The following is a 15,987-nucleotide window of genomic DNA, read 5'->3' as shown; positions in this document are numbered from 1 at the left end:
TAGTCCGTCAAGCCACAAATCTCCGACCCCACCCGCCTTGCCCTGCACGCGCCTTTCTGGAAACGTCACGACCATGAAGCCGACCATCCTCATCCTCAACGACTTCTCCGCGCCCCACAGAGAAAGCCTCGCCCAATGCTTCACCGTGCTGGGGCGGGACGATATCGCGGGTCCGGCGGCGGAAGAGGGCCTTTACCGGATCCGCGCGGTCGTGACGGACAGCGGTGCCGGATTGTCGCGCGACTTGCTCGCCCGTCTGCCCGCGCTTGAGATCGTCACCTGCTCCAGCGCGGGCTATGAAAGCGTCGATGTGGACGCGCTAAGCAAACGCGGCATTGCGATGACCAACGCCTCCGAAGCGCTGCTGGACGATGTGGCGGATACGGCCATGCTGCTGTTGCTTGCCAGCTGGCGCAGCCTGGTCGCGGCGCATCGCCATGTCGAAAGCGGGGATTGGGGCCGTCTGGGGGAGTTTCCGCTCCAGCGGTCGCTGCGCGGCAAGCGACTTGGCATCGTCGGGATGGGACGGATCGGTCAGCATCTCATCGGACGGGCCCGCGCCTTCGGTCTGGAACCCGCCTATTTCAACCGCACCGAACGACCGGAGGTCGGCGTCCCCTTCCAGCCGGACCTGACGGACCTCGCGGCCTGGGCGGACATCCTGCTCGTGATCGTCGCAGGCGGAGAGGGAACCCGCGGCATGATCGACGAACGCGTGATCCGCGCCCTTGGCCCCACGGGAACGCTGGTCAATGTCAGCCGCGGCTCGGTCGTCGATGAACCGGCCCTGATTGCCGCCCTCCGGGACGGCGGCCTTGGCGCGGCCGCACTGGACGTCTTCCGGAACGAACCGCATCCCGATCCTGCCCTGACCAGCCTGCCGAACGTCACGCTGCTGCCTCATATGGGAAGCGCCACGGTCGAAACTCGCTCGGCCATGGCACAGATCGTTCTGGACAACCTCGACGCCCATTTCGGCGGGGGCACCCTGCGGTCCGTGGTTGTCGAGCCACCAAACCGACGGCAGCACGCCCGCTTTTCTTGATGCCGTAAGTCCTCTCCGGGCTTGAGAAGGCGATGTCTGTCGACATGCGATGCAAGCATCTCTGGTCAGAGTCATCCGGTTGCAGCGGAAGGAGTGAATGGCCGCTGTGGGCCGCTTGCAGGTCGGTCAGGGAGTGGCAGGTTCGGGCATCCCCGACCGGCTGGATGCATCCCCATCTCAGGCGGGCGCGACCCGAGGATCACGCCCGACCGCGTCCGGGCGCTGCGACAGCTGCTTGACTCCTCATGAAGCTGGAGCCGGCCGATTGTCAGCCGTTCCCCGGAAACCAGGGGTCTTCGCCGCCCCCAACGCGCCAGCTGATTCCAGGCGCCGGTGGCGACTTGCCATGTTGCCGCGCCTGGCTGAGACTTCTAAGCTTGCCGCCAGATCATTGTTTTCTTGGACTTGATGGCTCTTCTCAACCTCATACGCTTCAAGACTGAGGACCGAAGGCCTCTGCTGGAGAAATGCCTGTCGGTCGACCTGGAAGTAGACCCGAAGACCATCAGGATCTTCGACATCGCTGCGGTCCGGCTCGACGGTGAATCTGCCATCCTCGCGCCGAAAGGCAGGACCGAACAGCGGCTGGACCAGCTTGAAAAAGCGCTGGGAAAGGTGGCACACGTTATCGGCCACAACATCCTGCGCCACGACATCGAGCACCTGCTCGCCGCGCGGCCACGGCTTGCTGCGAAGCTGGCTGCGCCGATCGACACGCTCTGGCTCAATCCGCTGGCCTTTCCGCGCAACCCCTATCACCACCTGGTCAAGCACTATCACGATGGTCGGCTTCAGGCGGGACACGTGAACGACCCCGAGCAGGATGCGCGGCTGGTGTTCGAGGTGCTCAGGAACCAGATCCGGGCACTGACCGAACTTGCGTCGCAATCCCCCGAGATCGTGTTGGCCTATCACTATCTCGCCACGCGCCGCGACCGCTCCGAGGGGTTCGACTCGGTCTTCCGCGACATTCGCAAGGCAGCGGCACCGGACCGCGCCTCTGCGCTCTTGGCCATCAGGACACTTCTCACAGGAAAGGCCTGCGGCGCACGGATCGGGCCGGCACTGGATGAGCTTTCCGATCCGCAGATGGGTTGGCCGATGGCTTATGCCCTGGCCTGGATTTCTGTTTCCGGCGGAGAATCCGTGATGCCGCCCTGGGTCCGCGCCGCCTTCCCCGAGGCCGCCCTGCTTGCCCGGGACCTGCGGGATACCAACTGCGGAAATCCGACCTGCACCTGGTGCGCCACGATGAACAACCCTGTTGGGGCGCTGAAGAGGTGGTTCGGCTTCGACGGCTTCCGGCCCCAGCCGACCGACAGCGCAGGCCGGCCGCTGCAAGAGGTCATCGTGGCCAAGACGATGGCCCATGCGAATGTCCTCGGCATCCTTCCGACCGGGACGGGCAAGTCGGTCTGCTACCAGGTCCCTGCGCTGAGCCTTTATGACAAGACCGGCGCGCTGACGGTGGCGATCTCGCCCCTCGTGGCGCTCATGGCCGACCAGGTGCAGGGGATGGAGCGGGCCGGGATCTCCTCGGCGGTGACGATCAACGGCATGCTCTCGATGCCCGAGCGGCAGGACGCGCTGGACCGCGTGCGGTTGGGCCAGGCGGCGATCCTGCTGATCTCGCCCGAGCAGCTGCGCAGCGTGTCCGTGCGTTCCGTGCTGAAACAGCGCGAAGTCGGGCTCTGGGTGCTGGACGAGGCGCATTGCGTCTCGAAATGGGGGCACGATTTCCGGCCAGACTACCGCTACATCGGCCGCTTCATCCGCGAGTTCTCGGGCGATGCGCCGCCAGCGCCAGTGCTGTGCCTGACGGCCACTGCCAAGCCCGAGGTTGTGCAGGACATCACGGCGCATTTCCGTGAACGGCTCGGAATCGACCTCGGTCTCTTCGACGGTGGCGCGACACGGACGAACCTGAGCTTCTCGGTGCGCGAGACAGGGCGGGAAAGCAAGCCGGACGACATCCTGACGGCACTCCGGGACCATCTTCCTGCCGATGGGAAATCCGGCGCGGTGGTCTACTGTGCGACGCGGAAGGAAACCGAGCGGGTCGCGTCACATCTGAAGGTCCAGGGCTTCGCCGCGGCTCACTTCCACGCGGGGCTCACGGCCGATGACAAGCACCAGGTCCAGGAAGCCTTCCGGGTGGGCGAGCTGCGCGTGATCGCCGCCACCAACGCGTTCGGCATGGGGATCGACAAGCCGGACATCCGGCTGGTCGTCCATGCCGACATCCCGGGATCATTGGAGAATTACCTGCAAGAGGCCGGACGCGCCGGGCGCGACCGGGCTCCTGCCCACTGCGTGCTCCTCTACCACCCGGACGATGTAGAACGGCAGTTCTCGCTGACCGCCCGCTCGCGCCTGGAACGGCACGAGATCGGCGCGATCCTGAAGGCGCTGCGCCGGATCGATGAGCACAGCCGCAACAGCGGGATCGTGGTGGCAACCACGGGCGAGATCGTGCGCGAGGAGAAGGACCGCGAATTCATCCGCGACGACGCGACCGACGACACGCGCGTCAAGACCGCCCTGTCCTGGCTGGAAGAGTCCACACTCGTCTCGCGCGAGGAGAACCGCGTGCAGGTCTTCCCCTCATCGCTGCTGGTCCGAACCCTGGCCGAAGCAGAGGCGCGTCTCGCTGGCACTCAGATCACCGGGGCGCATCGGCAAAAGCTTCTGACCATAGTGCGTCATGTGATGAACGCGCCCCCGGATCAGGGTATCACCACCGACGAGCTGACGGGGGTAAGCGGGCTGTCGCACCGCGAGCTTGCCAAGGCGATGGCCGACCTTGAAGCGCAGGGTATCGCGCGCAACGATATCGCCGTGACCGTCGCGGTCCATGTCGGCGTCGAGAACCAGTCGCGGCAGCGCATGGCGACAGCGATGCGGCTGGAAAATGCGCTGATCGCCCGGATGCGCGAGCTGGCACCCCAGGCGGAGGCAGAGCACGGCGCGGCCCTTGACCTAACGGTGGCGGCCCATGTTCTTCGGACCGATGGCCTCGACAATCCGAGCCCCCACATCCTGGAGCGCCTCTTGCGCAGCATTGCCCGAGACGGGCGCGACCGCGACGGCGGAAAAGGCAACATCCGGCTGCGGAAGCTGTCCGGCAAGGCGGTCGAGGTGGCGTTAGAGCGGCCCTGGCGGGTGGTGGCGCAAACCGCCGAGCTGCGCTGGATGGCAGCAGAGAAGCTTCTGGACTTCCTGATCGCCAAGGTGCCTTCGGGGACAAAAGGAAAGGACATCCAGGTCGAGACGACCATCGGCGACCTGCTTTCGGCTCTGACCGGCGACGCCCTGATCAAGGCGGCGGGCGTCAAGGACATGACCAAGCTGATGGAGCGCGCGCTGCTCTGGCTGCACGAACAGCAGGTGATGACCCTTGGCAAGGGCCTGACTGTGTTTCGGTCGGCGATGACGATCCACCTGAAGCCCAGCCGTGCGGGCTTCACCCGGAAGGACTTCCTGCCGCTCGAAGAGCATTATCGCGAACAGACGGTCCAGACCCATGTCATGGCCGCCTATGCCGAAACCGGGATGCAGGACATCGGCAAGGCGATGCAGCTTGCCGAGGACTATTTCGCACTCGACCAGGACACTTTCCTTCGGCGCTGGATGCCGGGCCGCAACGTCGAGATCCGTCGCCAGACCACGGGGCGCGCCTGGAAGCAAATCGTCGAGGACCTGGGGAACCCGGCCCAGCAGGACATCGTGGCCGACGACCGGGAAGAGACCAACGTGCTGGTCCTGGCGGGGCCCGGTTCGGGCAAGACACGGGTCCTGGCCCACCGTATCGCCTACCTTCTGCGGGTCAGGCGCGAGGATCCGACAGGCATCCTTGTCCTGACCTACAACCGCCACGCCGCAGGGGAAATCCGCGCGCGCCTGCGCCACCTTGTCGGGAACGATGCAGCGCGGGTGACCGTCTCGACCTGCCACGCGCTTGCCATGCGGCTGGTGGGCGCAAGCTTTGCCAGCAAAGGGACCGAGCCGAAGGACTTCGACGCCATTCTGCGCGAGGCTGTAAGACTAATCAATGGCGACGGTCTCAGCCGGTCCGAGGCGGAGGCGCAGCGCGAGGCGCTGATCCAGGGCTACCGCTGGATCCTCGTCGACGAATACCAGGACATCGGCCCCGAGGAATATGCCCTTGTCGCCGCCGTGGCTGGCAGGTCGCTGGACGATCCCGACCAGCGGCTCAGCCTCTTTGCCGTAGGTGATGACGACCAGAACATCTACGCGTTCACCGGCGCCTCGGTCTCGTTCATCCGCCGGTTCGAGGAGGACTACCGCGCCAAGCCGAAGTTTCTGACCGAGAACTACCGCTCGACACGCTATATCATCGACGCCGCGAACCAGGTGATCGAACCCGCCCGCGACCGGATGAAGGCCGGACATCCGATCACCGTGGACAAGCTGCGCAACCTGGAACCGGGCGGCGGGGCGATGGCGCGGCTTGACCCGGTCGGCCAAGGGCGGGTGCAATTCCTGGACGTGGCGGGCGACGACGCGGCTCAGGCCGTGGCGGCGGTGGACGAGCTGGTGCGCCTGTCGCGGCTCGATCCCGACTTCAGCTGGACGCGCACCGCGATCATCTCCCGCGACTGGAGAAGGCTTGGCCCGGTCCGCGCCTATGCCGAAAGGCTTGGGCTGCCAGTGGAGATGGCCAACGAGAAGCTGCCGAGCGTCTGGCGCCTGCGCGAGATGCAGCGCCTCGTCGCAGCCCTGCGGACCCGATTGACGACGATGCTGACCATCCAGAACATTCTGGATGTGCTGAACCGGCAGCCCGAAAACCGCTGGGTCGATTTGATCGCCGAAGGCGTCGCCGGACTTGCGCGAGAACTTGGCAGGAAGACCATTCCGGTCCCCGATGCGATCGACTGGTTGGCGGAATGGTCGCGCGACATCCGCAGCGCGCAGAGGGGGCTGCTGCTGTTGACCGCGCACCGGTCAAAAGGCCTGGAGTTCGACCATGTGGTAATCCTGAACGGCGGTTGGAAGGCACTTTCGCACGGCGAAGACGGCGAAGCGCCACGTCGGTTGTTCTACGTGGCCATGACGCGCGCGCGCCGCAGTCTGGCCGTCGTGACAAGCGGAGCGCACGCCTTCGTGCGGGCAGACAGCGACAGCGAAGTGCTGCGCAAGGTCGAGACGCCGCCCCGGCAGGACCTTCCGGACCCCGATCAGTATCAGGTGCCCGACCTGACGTCGGTGGACCTTTCCTACGCAGGTCGGCTGCCCGAGACCAGCCCAACCCTTGCCGCCATTTCTGCGGCGAACGTGGATGAGCGGGTCACTCTGGACTGGCGCGACGGCAAGTGGATGATCCTGGACGCCAGGCGCCAGGTGCTGGGCCGAATGTCCGGGAACTGGGCGCCACCCGAAGGAACTGATCTCGTGAGCGGAAAGATCGGCGCGATAGTGCGCTGGCGCAGATCAGACAACGAAGAGAGCTACCAGAGCTACCTCAAGCGCGACGAATGGGAGACCGTCCTGCCGGAACTGGTGTTTCGGAGGCGCGGGGGAAGGTGAAGCCGAGCCACGGTTATCGCTCGGAATCGTGCAGTGCCTTGCGGGTCTGCTGGAAGTAGCCAGTTTGCGCAGGTCGACCGTCGTCGTTGCCGAAGTGGCGAAGAAACCGAAAACATCTGCGCCGCGATATCCATTCCATCTGTCTACGGTTTTGGCAGAACCAAGCTGACCTGAGTCGTGCGAGACCGAAGCCCACGCCCGACCGTGGCCGAGTGCCGCGACGGCTCCTGGACACGGGATGAGGCGTCGGCGAGCGGAGGGTGCGCCGGTTCCCGGGCGAGCCGCTGCGTGTAGAGAACTCTTGGTGCCTTGCGATCTACCGCCTGGTGCCCGACACTGTTCGAAGGCCCCGAAATTTCGGTGCCAGAATATGGGCGATTTCCGGTGCCAGGGCTCCACCTAACTCATTGAAGTCATTGGAATGCGTGAGTTGTCCAGCCTCTCACCTTTCCCTCTTCACATCGTTGAATTTGCAGAAACTCCTTGCAGACAAGGGGTCAAGCTTCCTGCGCTGCTACAAGACGGCGCTCGGGGCGGGATGGAATACGTGCGGAAGGTCGTCGTTCCCGGAGATCTGACAGCTTATCGGAGGGAACAAGCTCTGTCACATCGGCCTGCCGACAACGCGAAGGAACGCGAGAAGCGGGCGCTGCGGATCGTGAACGCTTACGTTGCACAGATGACCACGCCCGCCAAGTCTGGGAGGCGCCTCGTGACGGTATCGCGTCCACGGGCGCTGTTCATGGCATCTGGTGGGATCTGGGGCCGAGAGGCGTCGGGGTGTTTGCCTCCAGTCGGCGCGTGGCATCGGACATACCAGCCACGCGCCCATTGCGTCTGCCTTAGAACTTCCGGGCCAGCGTCACGCGGAAGGTCTGGACCTTGGTCGCCAGCCAACCGTCGAAATTCGCGGCGTCGATCGATTCGTCGTAGATGCTGTAGTCGCCGAAGTCGGTAATCCGGTAATCGAACTTGAGCGAGAGATCCTTCGCGATCTGGGTTTCAGCCCCCACGCCGAGCGTAACGCCCCAGGTTTCGATGGAGAAGTCGTTTTCGGACGTTGCCGCTCCGCTGATCGAGGCCGAGCCTTCGAATTCGGCACGGGTTGCGCCACCCATGCCGAAGATCAACGTTCTGTCATTGACCAGATAGCCGAACCGCGCGCCCAGCGTCGTCAAGGTGGCCGGTTTGAAGTGGGTCTCGATCGCGAACGGCACGGATGTCGCAAATTCGGAGCCGGTATCGATCCCGCTCACGGCATGATCGAACTGCACCCCCCAGACCATATTGTCGGCGAAGCGGCGACCATAGCCCAGTTCGATCGCAGCGAAAGCGCCATCTCCTCCGTAGTCCGGCAGGTTCAGGCTGACGAATTCGCCGGGATCCGACGGATTGCTTATACGGGTCCCGAAATCATAGTTTGCGAAGCCGCTGCCAAGCGACAAGCCGACCCAAGGGCCGGTCCAGGTATCGGCCTTGGCGGGGGCCGCTGCTGCGGGTTCGGGTTCAACAGATGCGGGCGCAGGGCCTCCGGCCAGGGCGGGTGTGGCAAGGGCAATCGCCGCCGCGGCAAGCAGCGCAAAACTGGAAATGACGGCAGTCATGAATCTCTACGGGTTCCTCTGGTTGGCTGCCCAACGCAGCCCGCCATAGAAATCCGATCCGCACGAAGTCCCGCAACGTTTCAAAAGGGGGGATGTGGATATCCGGTGGTGTTCATCCTATCCATGGTGCTCGATCGGCGTGCCCGCGATGGCCAATATCTCTTATGGTATGCAATTGGGGCGGCAGGTGGCGACCTCTTTCCCCGGATCGCATTCGGCGCCGGGCCATTGGCACGGAAATCGCTGCCCTCGACCCACATCCGGCGCAGGATGACATCCAATGCGCCGCGCCAGCGCCCGCCTCTTCGTGTTTTGATCCGAAGTAGGCGGCGGCGGCCCGCTATCGGAATCCAGGCTTGAGATCCTCCGCAACGCCGGAAAACCGCAGAAGGTCACGGCTGTCGCCGGAAAGCGCGTCATCCTTACGAAGACCCCATGCAAGAACCGTCAGAAACGGGTGGCTCCAGCGCCCTGACGGATACGGTTGCTGGTGGCGAAGGTTTTGGCAGCGTTACCGATGGAGTGGAGTCCACCCGGCGGCATCGCATGGCATCACGAAAGTTATGCCAAGGACCAACTATTGGCCGACCGCCAGTCCCGGAATGATCCGGCAATGACCAATAGGACTCCCCAGCGTCAAATATGTGCCCCGCTTCAAATTAGATGCAGTCCTACAAACTACTTGCACAGCGAGAAAATCCGATGACCGAATCCGATCTGCCCACGAGGAAACTGCGCGTTCTGATTGCCGATGACCATCGGATGATTCTGGATATGCTCGCGCTATTCCTTTCCACATCTGCGGGATTACAGGTGGCCGTGGCGAACGACCTGGACGATGCAGTGCTTCAGGTCCAGCAGAGCGGGCCCTATGACGTCGTGCTGCTCGATCTCAACATGCCCGGAATGAACGGTGTCCAAGGCCTGCGCCGGATGGTGAGGCTGAACCATGGTAATCCGGTCGGTATCATCACCAGCAGCCCTACTGCGCGAATGACGGACGAGATTCTGAACTCGGCTGCTGCGGGAATCGTGCTGAAGACGACACCGTTCCGCAGTCTGGCAAATGCGATCCGCTTCATGCACGCGGGCGAGCGTTACTTGCCGATGGAACTGATGCGCCGCAGTTCCGAGCAGCTGCGCGAAGCACGCAAGAGCGAGCTGAGCGAAAGGGAAAACAAGGTGCTAGAGTATCTCGTCGAGGGGCAGACGAACAAGGCCATTGCCGTCGAGATGCAATTGGCCGAGCCGACGGTGAAGATGCACGTCACCGCGATCTGTCGCAAGTTGGGCGCGCACAACCGGACGCATGCTGTCGTGCTGGCGCGTGATCTGGGCCTGGTCTGAGCCGGGCCGGACTACCGGCCGGGGCGGTCCACGGGACGGAACCGCCGCCGGGCGGACGCATAACAGACATCGCGCAGCCACCGGATCGGCTGCTTCTTCTCATCCGTCCAAACCGACGCGCCGCCCAGGCACCATAGTGTCCACTATCGATGGCGGACGCTATCCGACACCCTCGTCCCGCGACCGTTCGGTCAGGCCAGACGCTTACGGAGCAACTATCGCCATGACGGCATCCATTCGGACAGTGCAGAATCCTTTTGCGCACTGGATTGCCGACAGGCCACGGGCGAAACAGAAAATTCCACGAGATTTCCTGCGCTTGGCCACGGCCGGGCCGTCGTCATAGGGGCCATGATGCCGAAATATCAGATCGTCTTGCTGACCATAACCGGCATTGCACTCATGGGCTGCGCGCCGCAGCGGCCGCTGACCTCCGAGCAGGTGGTCTATTGCGTACAGGCGCCGCCGGCGGGTTACGTGCTTTCACAGGACAAGTGGGATCCCTATCTGGTTCCCTGCCCGGTCGTGGTTCCAGCCGTCCCGCCCGTTTCGCCGGATCTGCCCGACCCGCAGCCGGGTCCGACGCCGACACCGAATCCGAATCCGACGCCGCGCAGGCCGCCCGGCGTGGTGACCGCCAACACCAAGGAGACCTATGCGGGGATCAACGACCGTGAGGTCGTCGCCGGCACGGACAAGACTGGTGTCCATATCGATCGGGAAACCGGCGATATCTCGTTCGACAAGTTCGGCAAATGACCCGCGCGCGCCATCTCCCCCTGCGGTCGCTGCGACTTGCGGCCTCGCTGATCCTTGCGGTCTCCGCCCCCGCTGCGGCGCAGAACTATTCCAGCGCCGGGCAAAGCTGGGCCGGCGTCTTCGGCTTCAACACCGCCAGTGACCGCAGCGTGGCCCTGCAGCGGGCCGAGGCGATCCGCAACGCCGAGGAGGGCGACCCGCAGGTCGTCTACAATACGAACAACTACAACGACAACCGCTCGAACTACATCGAGATGGATTCGGGCGGCGGCACGATCAGCGGCTCGTCCCAGATCGGCGATGCCATCGGCGAACAGACCTATTCGGTGGGCGCGCTGAACACCGGCTCGACCACGATCACGGTCGAGGGGGACAACAACAGCCTGGTGGCCAACAACACCGCCGAATCTTCGGGCTGCGTGGACGGCTCGATCGTGCACAGCGCGACCACCACCTCGCCGGGTGCGGCCGATGCCAATGCCTATGGCGGGTTGGGGAGCAGCTATACGCTGCCCTATGTCACCGTGACGGACAGCGGTCAGGTGAATTCGGCCTGCGCGATCCCCTGACCATGCGCCCGACCCTGGCCCTGTACCTTCTGCTGGCCCTTGCGGCCTGTGCGGTGCCGACACCGGGCGCAGTCACGCCCAAAGGAAAGAACGCCGAGATCGTGAAGGGCCCGCCGATGCAGGACATCGTGACCGACTTCGACCGGGCGCTGATCTGCATGAAGGGAAAGTTCCCCGAGCGCCTGTCCTTCGGGGTCGGGACGATCGCCGACACCACCGGCAAGGAACAATATGCGGACAGCGGCACCGGCAAGCTGGTGTCGCAGGGTGCGGGCGACATGGTGCAGTCGGCGCTGTTCCGGGCCGGGCTGACGGTGGTGAACCGCCGCGACCCCAACATTCCCCTGGCCGAGAACAACTGGGGCATCCGCAACATCCGCACCCAGATTCCGGCCGACCTGTTCATCTCGGGCTCGATCAACAGCCTGGATTTCATCCCCGGCGGCGGGGCCGAGCTGAGCGTGGCCGGCGTCGGCCCGCGCTACAGGCAGAACCGCGTCCTGATCGGACTCGATCTGGCGCTGACCGATGCGAACACGGGCCGCGTCGTCGCCAATGTCCCGCTGCAGAAGCAGCTTTACGAGAAGGAAATCGGCTTCGAGACCAGCCGCTACCTCGGTGAAACCCTGGTCGAGGCCGATATCGGCGGGATGGAGCGCGAGGCGCTGCAACTGACGCTGCGCCAGATGATGAGCTATGCCGTGTTCGAGCTTCTGGCGCAGACGCTGGACGCGGATGCCGCGGCCGCCTGCCGGGCCGAGATCAGGTCCATCGACGCCGCGCCAAGCGGGATGCTGTCGTCTGGGGATGGCAGCACACTTCGCGAGATCACCGCCGCGGCGGACGAGGCGGCGGCGGCGCGCAAGGGGCCACCTGCGGCAGCGGGTGCGGCCCCGACCGGGGCGGGCGGGGGAGGGCCCGCCCCGGCCAGCGCGGCCCCCGCCCCGCAACCGGCCCCGCAGAAATCCGCTGCGGCCAGCCCACCCGAGGCCCGCCAGCTGGCGGGCAACGCCACGGCTTATGCCGCAAGGGCGATTGCCGCCGCCGACCGCGCCGCCCGCTCCAAGACCGCCGAGGAGGCCGACAAGGCGGCGAGGGAAGCGGAAATGAACATGGCCATGGCGGTCAAGACGCTGAAAGAGGCTGCGGCCGCCGGATTGACCGGCCCCGAGGGCGACGCCGCCGCCACGCTGGTGGAACAGGCCATCGCCGTCGCGCAGGAGGCCCGCCGCCTGGCCAAGGCCAAGGCCGCCGCCGCCCCGACACCCGAGTCGCCCGGCGCGCCGGGACCGGATGACAAGAAGCTTGGAGGGACCGGCATGCCGACACCCTGAAGGCGGCCGGGCCGCTTCATCGACCATCCGTTCGGGTGCCCCACACCCGAACGGCAAGACCGGCCCCTCCTCGCGCCGGGTGCAATCGCTGTTTCCCATGGGGGTGGGAAACGGTCAATCAGGACAGGAAACTTCAGATGAAGAAACTCCTTGCAACTACCGCTCTGGCCCTTGTCGCCCTGTCGGGCGCGGCTTCCGCCCAGTCGGTTCTCGAGCGGGTACTCGATCAGATCGACGGCTCGTCCAACATGGAAACGGTGAACGGCGTCTTCGCCAACATCGCCGAGAACATCGGCACCGTGGGTGAAACCGGCGAGATGCTGACGGCCATCGACGGCTCGATCACCAACCTGCTGAGCGGCTTCGATGGTCCGACCGCCGATGTGAACAACGCCGTCACGGCCGTCGAGCAGGTCACGGTCGACCTGGGCGACATGGCCACCACGGTTCTGGGCGCGGTCAACACCGGCGACATCACCCTGGGCGTGAACCAGGACGTGAGCGAAGCGATCGCCGGCACCTCCTCGGCCGTCTCGAACGCCATCGACCAGCTGGGCGGCTCGGCCGACACCTCGGCGATCGTGCTGAACGTGGCGTCGAACGCGACCGACATCATCGGCTCGGTCAACACCACCTTCGACGGGCTGAACGGCTCGCTCGGCAACGTGGCGACCACGGTCCTTGGCGCGGTCAACACCGGCACCATCACCTCGGGCGTGAACTCGGCGGTGGAAGGCATCCAGTCGGGCATCGTCGGCACGAACTGAGCATGAACCCCACCCCCGCGGCGCAGGGTCGCGGGGGTCCCCCAACACAAGAGGTTCGAGATGAACAAACTGCTTCTGACCACGGCCCTTGGCCTGGCCCTGAGCGCCGGCGGCGCGCAGGCGCAATCCGTCCTGGAGCGCGTCCTGAGCACGATCGACGGCAACACCAACATGGAGAAGGTGAACGGCGTCTTCGCCAACATCGCCGAGAACATCGGCACCACCGCCGGTGGCACGGTCTGGACCGATGCCGACGACGCCGTGGTGACCGTTGCCGAGATGGAAGCCGCCTATGACGCTGCGCTGGCCACAGCGGTCACCACCGCACAGGGTAACGTCACCTACACCGACACGAACGGCGCCGATGTTGGCGGCGACAAGTGGGTCTACGACGGCGTCAACTACGACACCGAGGCCCTAGCGGACGCAGCGGCTGCGGCCGATGCCACCGCAGACTTCGCCGACTTCGGTGACTGGGCGACCACTGCCGGCTATACCAGCAGCTTCGTCGAGCCGCTGACCATGATGACGGCGATCGACGGCTCGATCACCAACACGCTGACGGGGGTGACCACCGCCACCGCCGACGTGGGCGGCACGGTCATCGCGCTGGATCAGGTCACGGTCGACCTGGGCGACATGGCCACCACCGTCCTCGGCGCGGTCAACACCGGCGAGATCACCCTGGGCGTGAACCAGGACGTGAGCGAAGCGATCGCCGGTTCGTCCTCGGCCGTCTCGGCCGCGATCGAGCAACTGGGCGGCTCCGTCGACTCGGCCGCGCTGGTGCTGAACGTGGCGTCGAACGCCACCGACATCATCGGCTCGGTCAACACCACCATGACCGGCCTGAACGGCAGCATGGGCGACGTGGCGACCACTGTCCTCGGCGCGGTCAACACCGGCACCATCACCTCGGGTGTGAACGCGGCCGTGAACGGTATCCAGTCGGGCATCGTCGGCACGAACTGAGACCCAACCGCCCCCGGCCCGCAAGGCCGGGGGCCCCAAGGCAGGGAGGTCCGACATGCTGCGAACCGCTTCGGTTTTGTCCTGCCATCTTCTGGTCGTTGCCGCGTTGGTGGCCAGCGCGCCCCCGGCCCGGGCCAGCGGCTCGATCCTGGAGCGCGTGCTCCGGTTGATCGAGGCGCAGGATTTCGCGGGCGTGTTCATCAACTCGGCCATCGCGATGGAGGGGCTGCACGACGCCGCGCTCACGCTTCAGCCGGGGCAGGAGGTGGTTGTGGGCTTCGATGCCCTCGGCAATCCCGTCACCGCCACGGCGGGGGCGACGGGTCTTGTGGTCGACGACGCGGCGGCGGGCGGCATTGTCTCGGGGCTGGCGCGGGGACTTTATCCGGTGGGCAGCGCGCTTTATTCGCTGCCGCCGGCCGGGCAGCTGTCGCTTTGGCAACAGGATGCGCAGGGCAGCGCGCTGCGCGAGGCGCGCGGCCTGATCGCGGGACGGGTCGACGGACGCATCGGCATTGCCGCCCTGGCCGACGACCTGCAGTTCGCGCAGTTGGGCGCGACCGCCGTCACCGACCGGGCCGTTACCGCAGCCACCGGGCGGGTCTTTGCCTCGACCGTGCTGGGCGTGTCGAACGCAGGCACGGTGCTGAGCGGGCTGACATCCGAGGCGCTGGTGCCCGACCTTTCCTCGGTGACCATGGGGGCGACGGGACGCATCGACCAGGCGATCGCGGCCGGCGGGGTCGAGGCGCTGGCGCAGTCGAGCCGCCTTATCTCGGGCGGAGACGGCCCCTCGCTGGTCGCGCTGAACCTGGGCAGCAACGCGCAGGACGTCACTGGTGCGGTGCGGCTGCAGGTGGAACGGGTCGCGGTGCGGGTCGGCGCCATTACCCCCACGGTCCTCGGGGCCGTGAACGACGGGCTCATCGTCGCGGTCGCGCCGTGACCGAAAGAGAGCCCATGGCAAACCTATGCCCTCACCCGTTTCAGGCGCGGGCCGATACTCTAGTATTTGCACTTGGCCCTAACCGACTGCCCTTTCGGCCGAGATGTCCGTCGGGCGAAAGCCTGTACCTTGGCGCCCGGATCTCCGGGCGCCCTTTTTCCTTTGCTCCAGCGGAACAGGCCCGTCCGGGTTCCTCCGGCCATCCATTTCCGAATGGAGCGCGGACCTGTCTTTCGTCAGTCTCGATTGATTTGATCGTTCGGTCAGATAAACGTCGCCAACCGAAAGCCGGGACGCAACGCCGGATGCACAGTAGAGAGTCATCTCCTTCATGTCCGAATTCATCGACGTCCTTATTGCCGACGATCATATCCTTGTGGCCGAGGCGGTGGCCCACATCCTGCTGCGCGAGGGTGATTTCGTCGCGCGCACCACACGCTGCCTCGACGAAGTTCTTGCGGCCCTTGGGGAGCAGAGCTTCAGCCTCGTCCTGCTGGACCTCATGATGCCGGGAATGGACGGTTTGCCCAGCATCGCACAGGTCATCGCTGCGGCGAATGGCGCGAAGGTGGTGCTGTTCTCGGGAAATGTCTCGACCGAGTTTGCGCTCAAGTCCGTCAACGCCGGGGCCGCGGGCTACATTCCCAAGACCATGCCGTTGCGGTCCCTGCCGGCGGCGCTGCGGCTGGTGTGTTCGGGAGAGGTCTTCCTGCCCGCCGGGAGTGCCGAGGGCCCGCCGCAGGGGCAGGGTGCCGAGGCGCGGCCGGTGCTGAACGCGCTTCAGGCGCAGATCATGAAGCTGGTGCAGGAGGGCCGCACCAACAAGGAAATCGCCCGGGCGCTGGAAAGCACCGAGATGGCGGTGAAGATGCATCTGCGCACGATCTTCGCGAAGCTGCAGGCCCGCAACCGGGCCCATGCCGTGACCATCGCGCAGGGGGTGGGGCTGATCTAGTGCGGGGGTCGCTCACCCGCAACGCGGTCAAGCGGTAACCGCCAAACCGCATCGGCGGCCCCGATGAACAACCCTCGATGCCCGCCTGCAATCGGGAACGGATGACTGTTCCCTCTCCAGCCGGTGGCTGCGCGACAAG

At 65.4% G+C, this 15,987-nt stretch carries 12 protein-coding genes; 10 read left to right on the top strand and 2 right to left on the bottom strand.

Annotated elements, in window-relative coordinates:
* Nucleotides 1–73: 73 nt before the first annotated feature.
* The gene (locus tag I7S92_RS15300) at nt 74–1,045 is read left to right on the top strand and encodes a 2-hydroxyacid dehydrogenase (protein WP_197645918.1); all 972 of its coding nucleotides are present in this window, start codon (nt 74–76) and stop codon (nt 1,043–1,045) included.
* A gap of 243 nt (nt 1,046–1,288) precedes the next feature.
* Here I7S92_RS15300 and I7S92_RS23510 read toward each other — a convergent pair whose 3' ends face one another.
* Entirely contained in the window at nt 1,289–1,708 is a 420-nt protein-coding gene (locus I7S92_RS23510) for a hypothetical protein (RefSeq protein ID WP_287863215.1), read from the bottom strand.
* Here I7S92_RS23510 and I7S92_RS15295 point away from each other — a divergent pair.
* Complete coding sequence (locus tag I7S92_RS15295) at nt 1,661–6,595, top strand: RecQ family ATP-dependent DNA helicase (protein WP_354001338.1); 4,935 nt, start codon at nt 1,661–1,663, stop codon at nt 6,593–6,595. The two genes, I7S92_RS23510 and I7S92_RS15295, sit on opposite strands and share 48 nt — an antisense overlap.
* An 842-nt stretch (nt 6,596–7,437) precedes the next feature.
* On the opposite strand, the gene I7S92_RS15290 is transcribed toward I7S92_RS15295, so the two are convergent.
* A complete protein-coding gene (locus I7S92_RS15290; protein WP_197645916.1) occupies nt 7,438–8,199 on the bottom strand; it encodes an outer membrane protein in 762 nt (253 codons plus the stop codon).
* A gap of 702 nt (nt 8,200–8,901) precedes the next feature.
* Here I7S92_RS15290 and I7S92_RS15285 point away from each other — a divergent pair.
* The 8 genes from I7S92_RS15285 (at nt 8,902) to I7S92_RS15250 (ending at nt 15,848) form a co-directional block, all read left to right on the top strand.
* Entirely contained in the window at nt 8,902–9,546 is a 645-nt protein-coding gene (locus tag I7S92_RS15285) for a response regulator transcription factor (protein WP_197645914.1), read from the top strand.
* A 354-nt stretch (nt 9,547–9,900) separates the two neighbouring features.
* Entirely contained in the window at nt 9,901–10,305 is a 405-nt protein-coding gene (locus I7S92_RS15280; RefSeq protein ID WP_197645912.1) for a hypothetical protein, read from the top strand.
* Nucleotides 10,302–10,874 carry a hypothetical protein gene (locus I7S92_RS15275; protein ID WP_197645910.1) on the top strand — a complete coding sequence of 191 codons (573 nt, stop codon included), beginning with the start codon at nt 10,302–10,304 and terminating at the stop codon, nt 10,872–10,874. The genes I7S92_RS15280 and I7S92_RS15275 overlap by 4 nt, the downstream gene beginning before the upstream one ends.
* Before the next feature lie 2 nt (nt 10,875–10,876).
* Nucleotides 10,877–12,208 (top strand): CsgG/HfaB family protein, encoded by a 1,332-nt coding sequence (locus I7S92_RS15270; RefSeq protein WP_197645908.1) that lies wholly within the window; start codon nt 10,877–10,879, stop codon nt 12,206–12,208.
* Between the two features lie 137 nt (nt 12,209–12,345).
* Nucleotides 12,346–12,975, top strand: coding sequence for a hypothetical protein (locus I7S92_RS15265; RefSeq protein ID WP_197645906.1), 630 nt, complete (start codon nt 12,346–12,348; stop codon nt 12,973–12,975).
* A 60-nt stretch (nt 12,976–13,035) separates the two neighbouring features.
* A complete protein-coding gene (locus tag I7S92_RS15260) occupies nt 13,036–13,947 on the top strand; it encodes a hypothetical protein (RefSeq protein WP_197645904.1) in 912 nt (303 codons plus the stop codon).
* A 55-nt stretch (nt 13,948–14,002) separates the two neighbouring features.
* A complete protein-coding gene (locus I7S92_RS15255) occupies nt 14,003–14,893 on the top strand; it encodes a hypothetical protein (RefSeq protein WP_197645902.1) in 891 nt (296 codons plus the stop codon).
* Nucleotides 14,894–15,224: 331 nt separating this feature from the next.
* Nucleotides 15,225–15,848 carry a response regulator transcription factor gene (locus tag I7S92_RS15250; RefSeq protein WP_197645900.1) on the top strand — a complete coding sequence of 208 codons (624 nt, stop codon included), beginning with the start codon at nt 15,225–15,227 and terminating at the stop codon, nt 15,846–15,848.
* Nucleotides 15,849–15,987 lie beyond the last annotated feature (139 nt).

Origin of the sequence: Tabrizicola soli (assembly GCF_015999335.1) — a bacterium.
In the GTDB taxonomy this organism is placed as follows: Bacteria; Pseudomonadota; Alphaproteobacteria; order Rhodobacterales; family Rhodobacteraceae; genus Tabrizicola; species Tabrizicola soli.
Note: the sequence above shows the minus strand (reverse complement) of the source record. Positions and strands in the feature narration are given on the sequence as shown.

Coding starts and splice junctions, on each gene's coding strand:
- I7S92_RS15300 (WP_197645918.1), top strand. CDS start 74: ATGAAGCCGACCATCCTCATCCTCAACGACTTCTCCGCGCCCCACAGA.
- I7S92_RS15290 (WP_197645916.1), bottom strand. CDS start 8,199: ATGACTGCCGTCATTTCCAGTTTTGCGCTGCTTGCCGCGGCGGCGATT.
- I7S92_RS15285 (WP_197645914.1), top strand. CDS start 8,902: ATGACCGAATCCGATCTGCCCACGAGGAAACTGCGCGTTCTGATTGCC.
- I7S92_RS15280 (WP_197645912.1), top strand. CDS start 9,901: ATGCCGAAATATCAGATCGTCTTGCTGACCATAACCGGCATTGCACTC.
- I7S92_RS15275 (WP_197645910.1), top strand. CDS start 10,302: ATGACCCGCGCGCGCCATCTCCCCCTGCGGTCGCTGCGACTTGCGGCC.
- I7S92_RS15270 (WP_197645908.1), top strand. CDS start 10,877: ATGCGCCCGACCCTGGCCCTGTACCTTCTGCTGGCCCTTGCGGCCTGT.
- I7S92_RS15265 (WP_197645906.1), top strand. CDS start 12,346: ATGAAGAAACTCCTTGCAACTACCGCTCTGGCCCTTGTCGCCCTGTCG.
- I7S92_RS15260 (WP_197645904.1), top strand. CDS start 13,036: ATGAACAAACTGCTTCTGACCACGGCCCTTGGCCTGGCCCTGAGCGCC.
- I7S92_RS15255 (WP_197645902.1), top strand. CDS start 14,003: ATGCTGCGAACCGCTTCGGTTTTGTCCTGCCATCTTCTGGTCGTTGCC.
- I7S92_RS15250 (WP_197645900.1), top strand. CDS start 15,225: ATGTCCGAATTCATCGACGTCCTTATTGCCGACGATCATATCCTTGTG.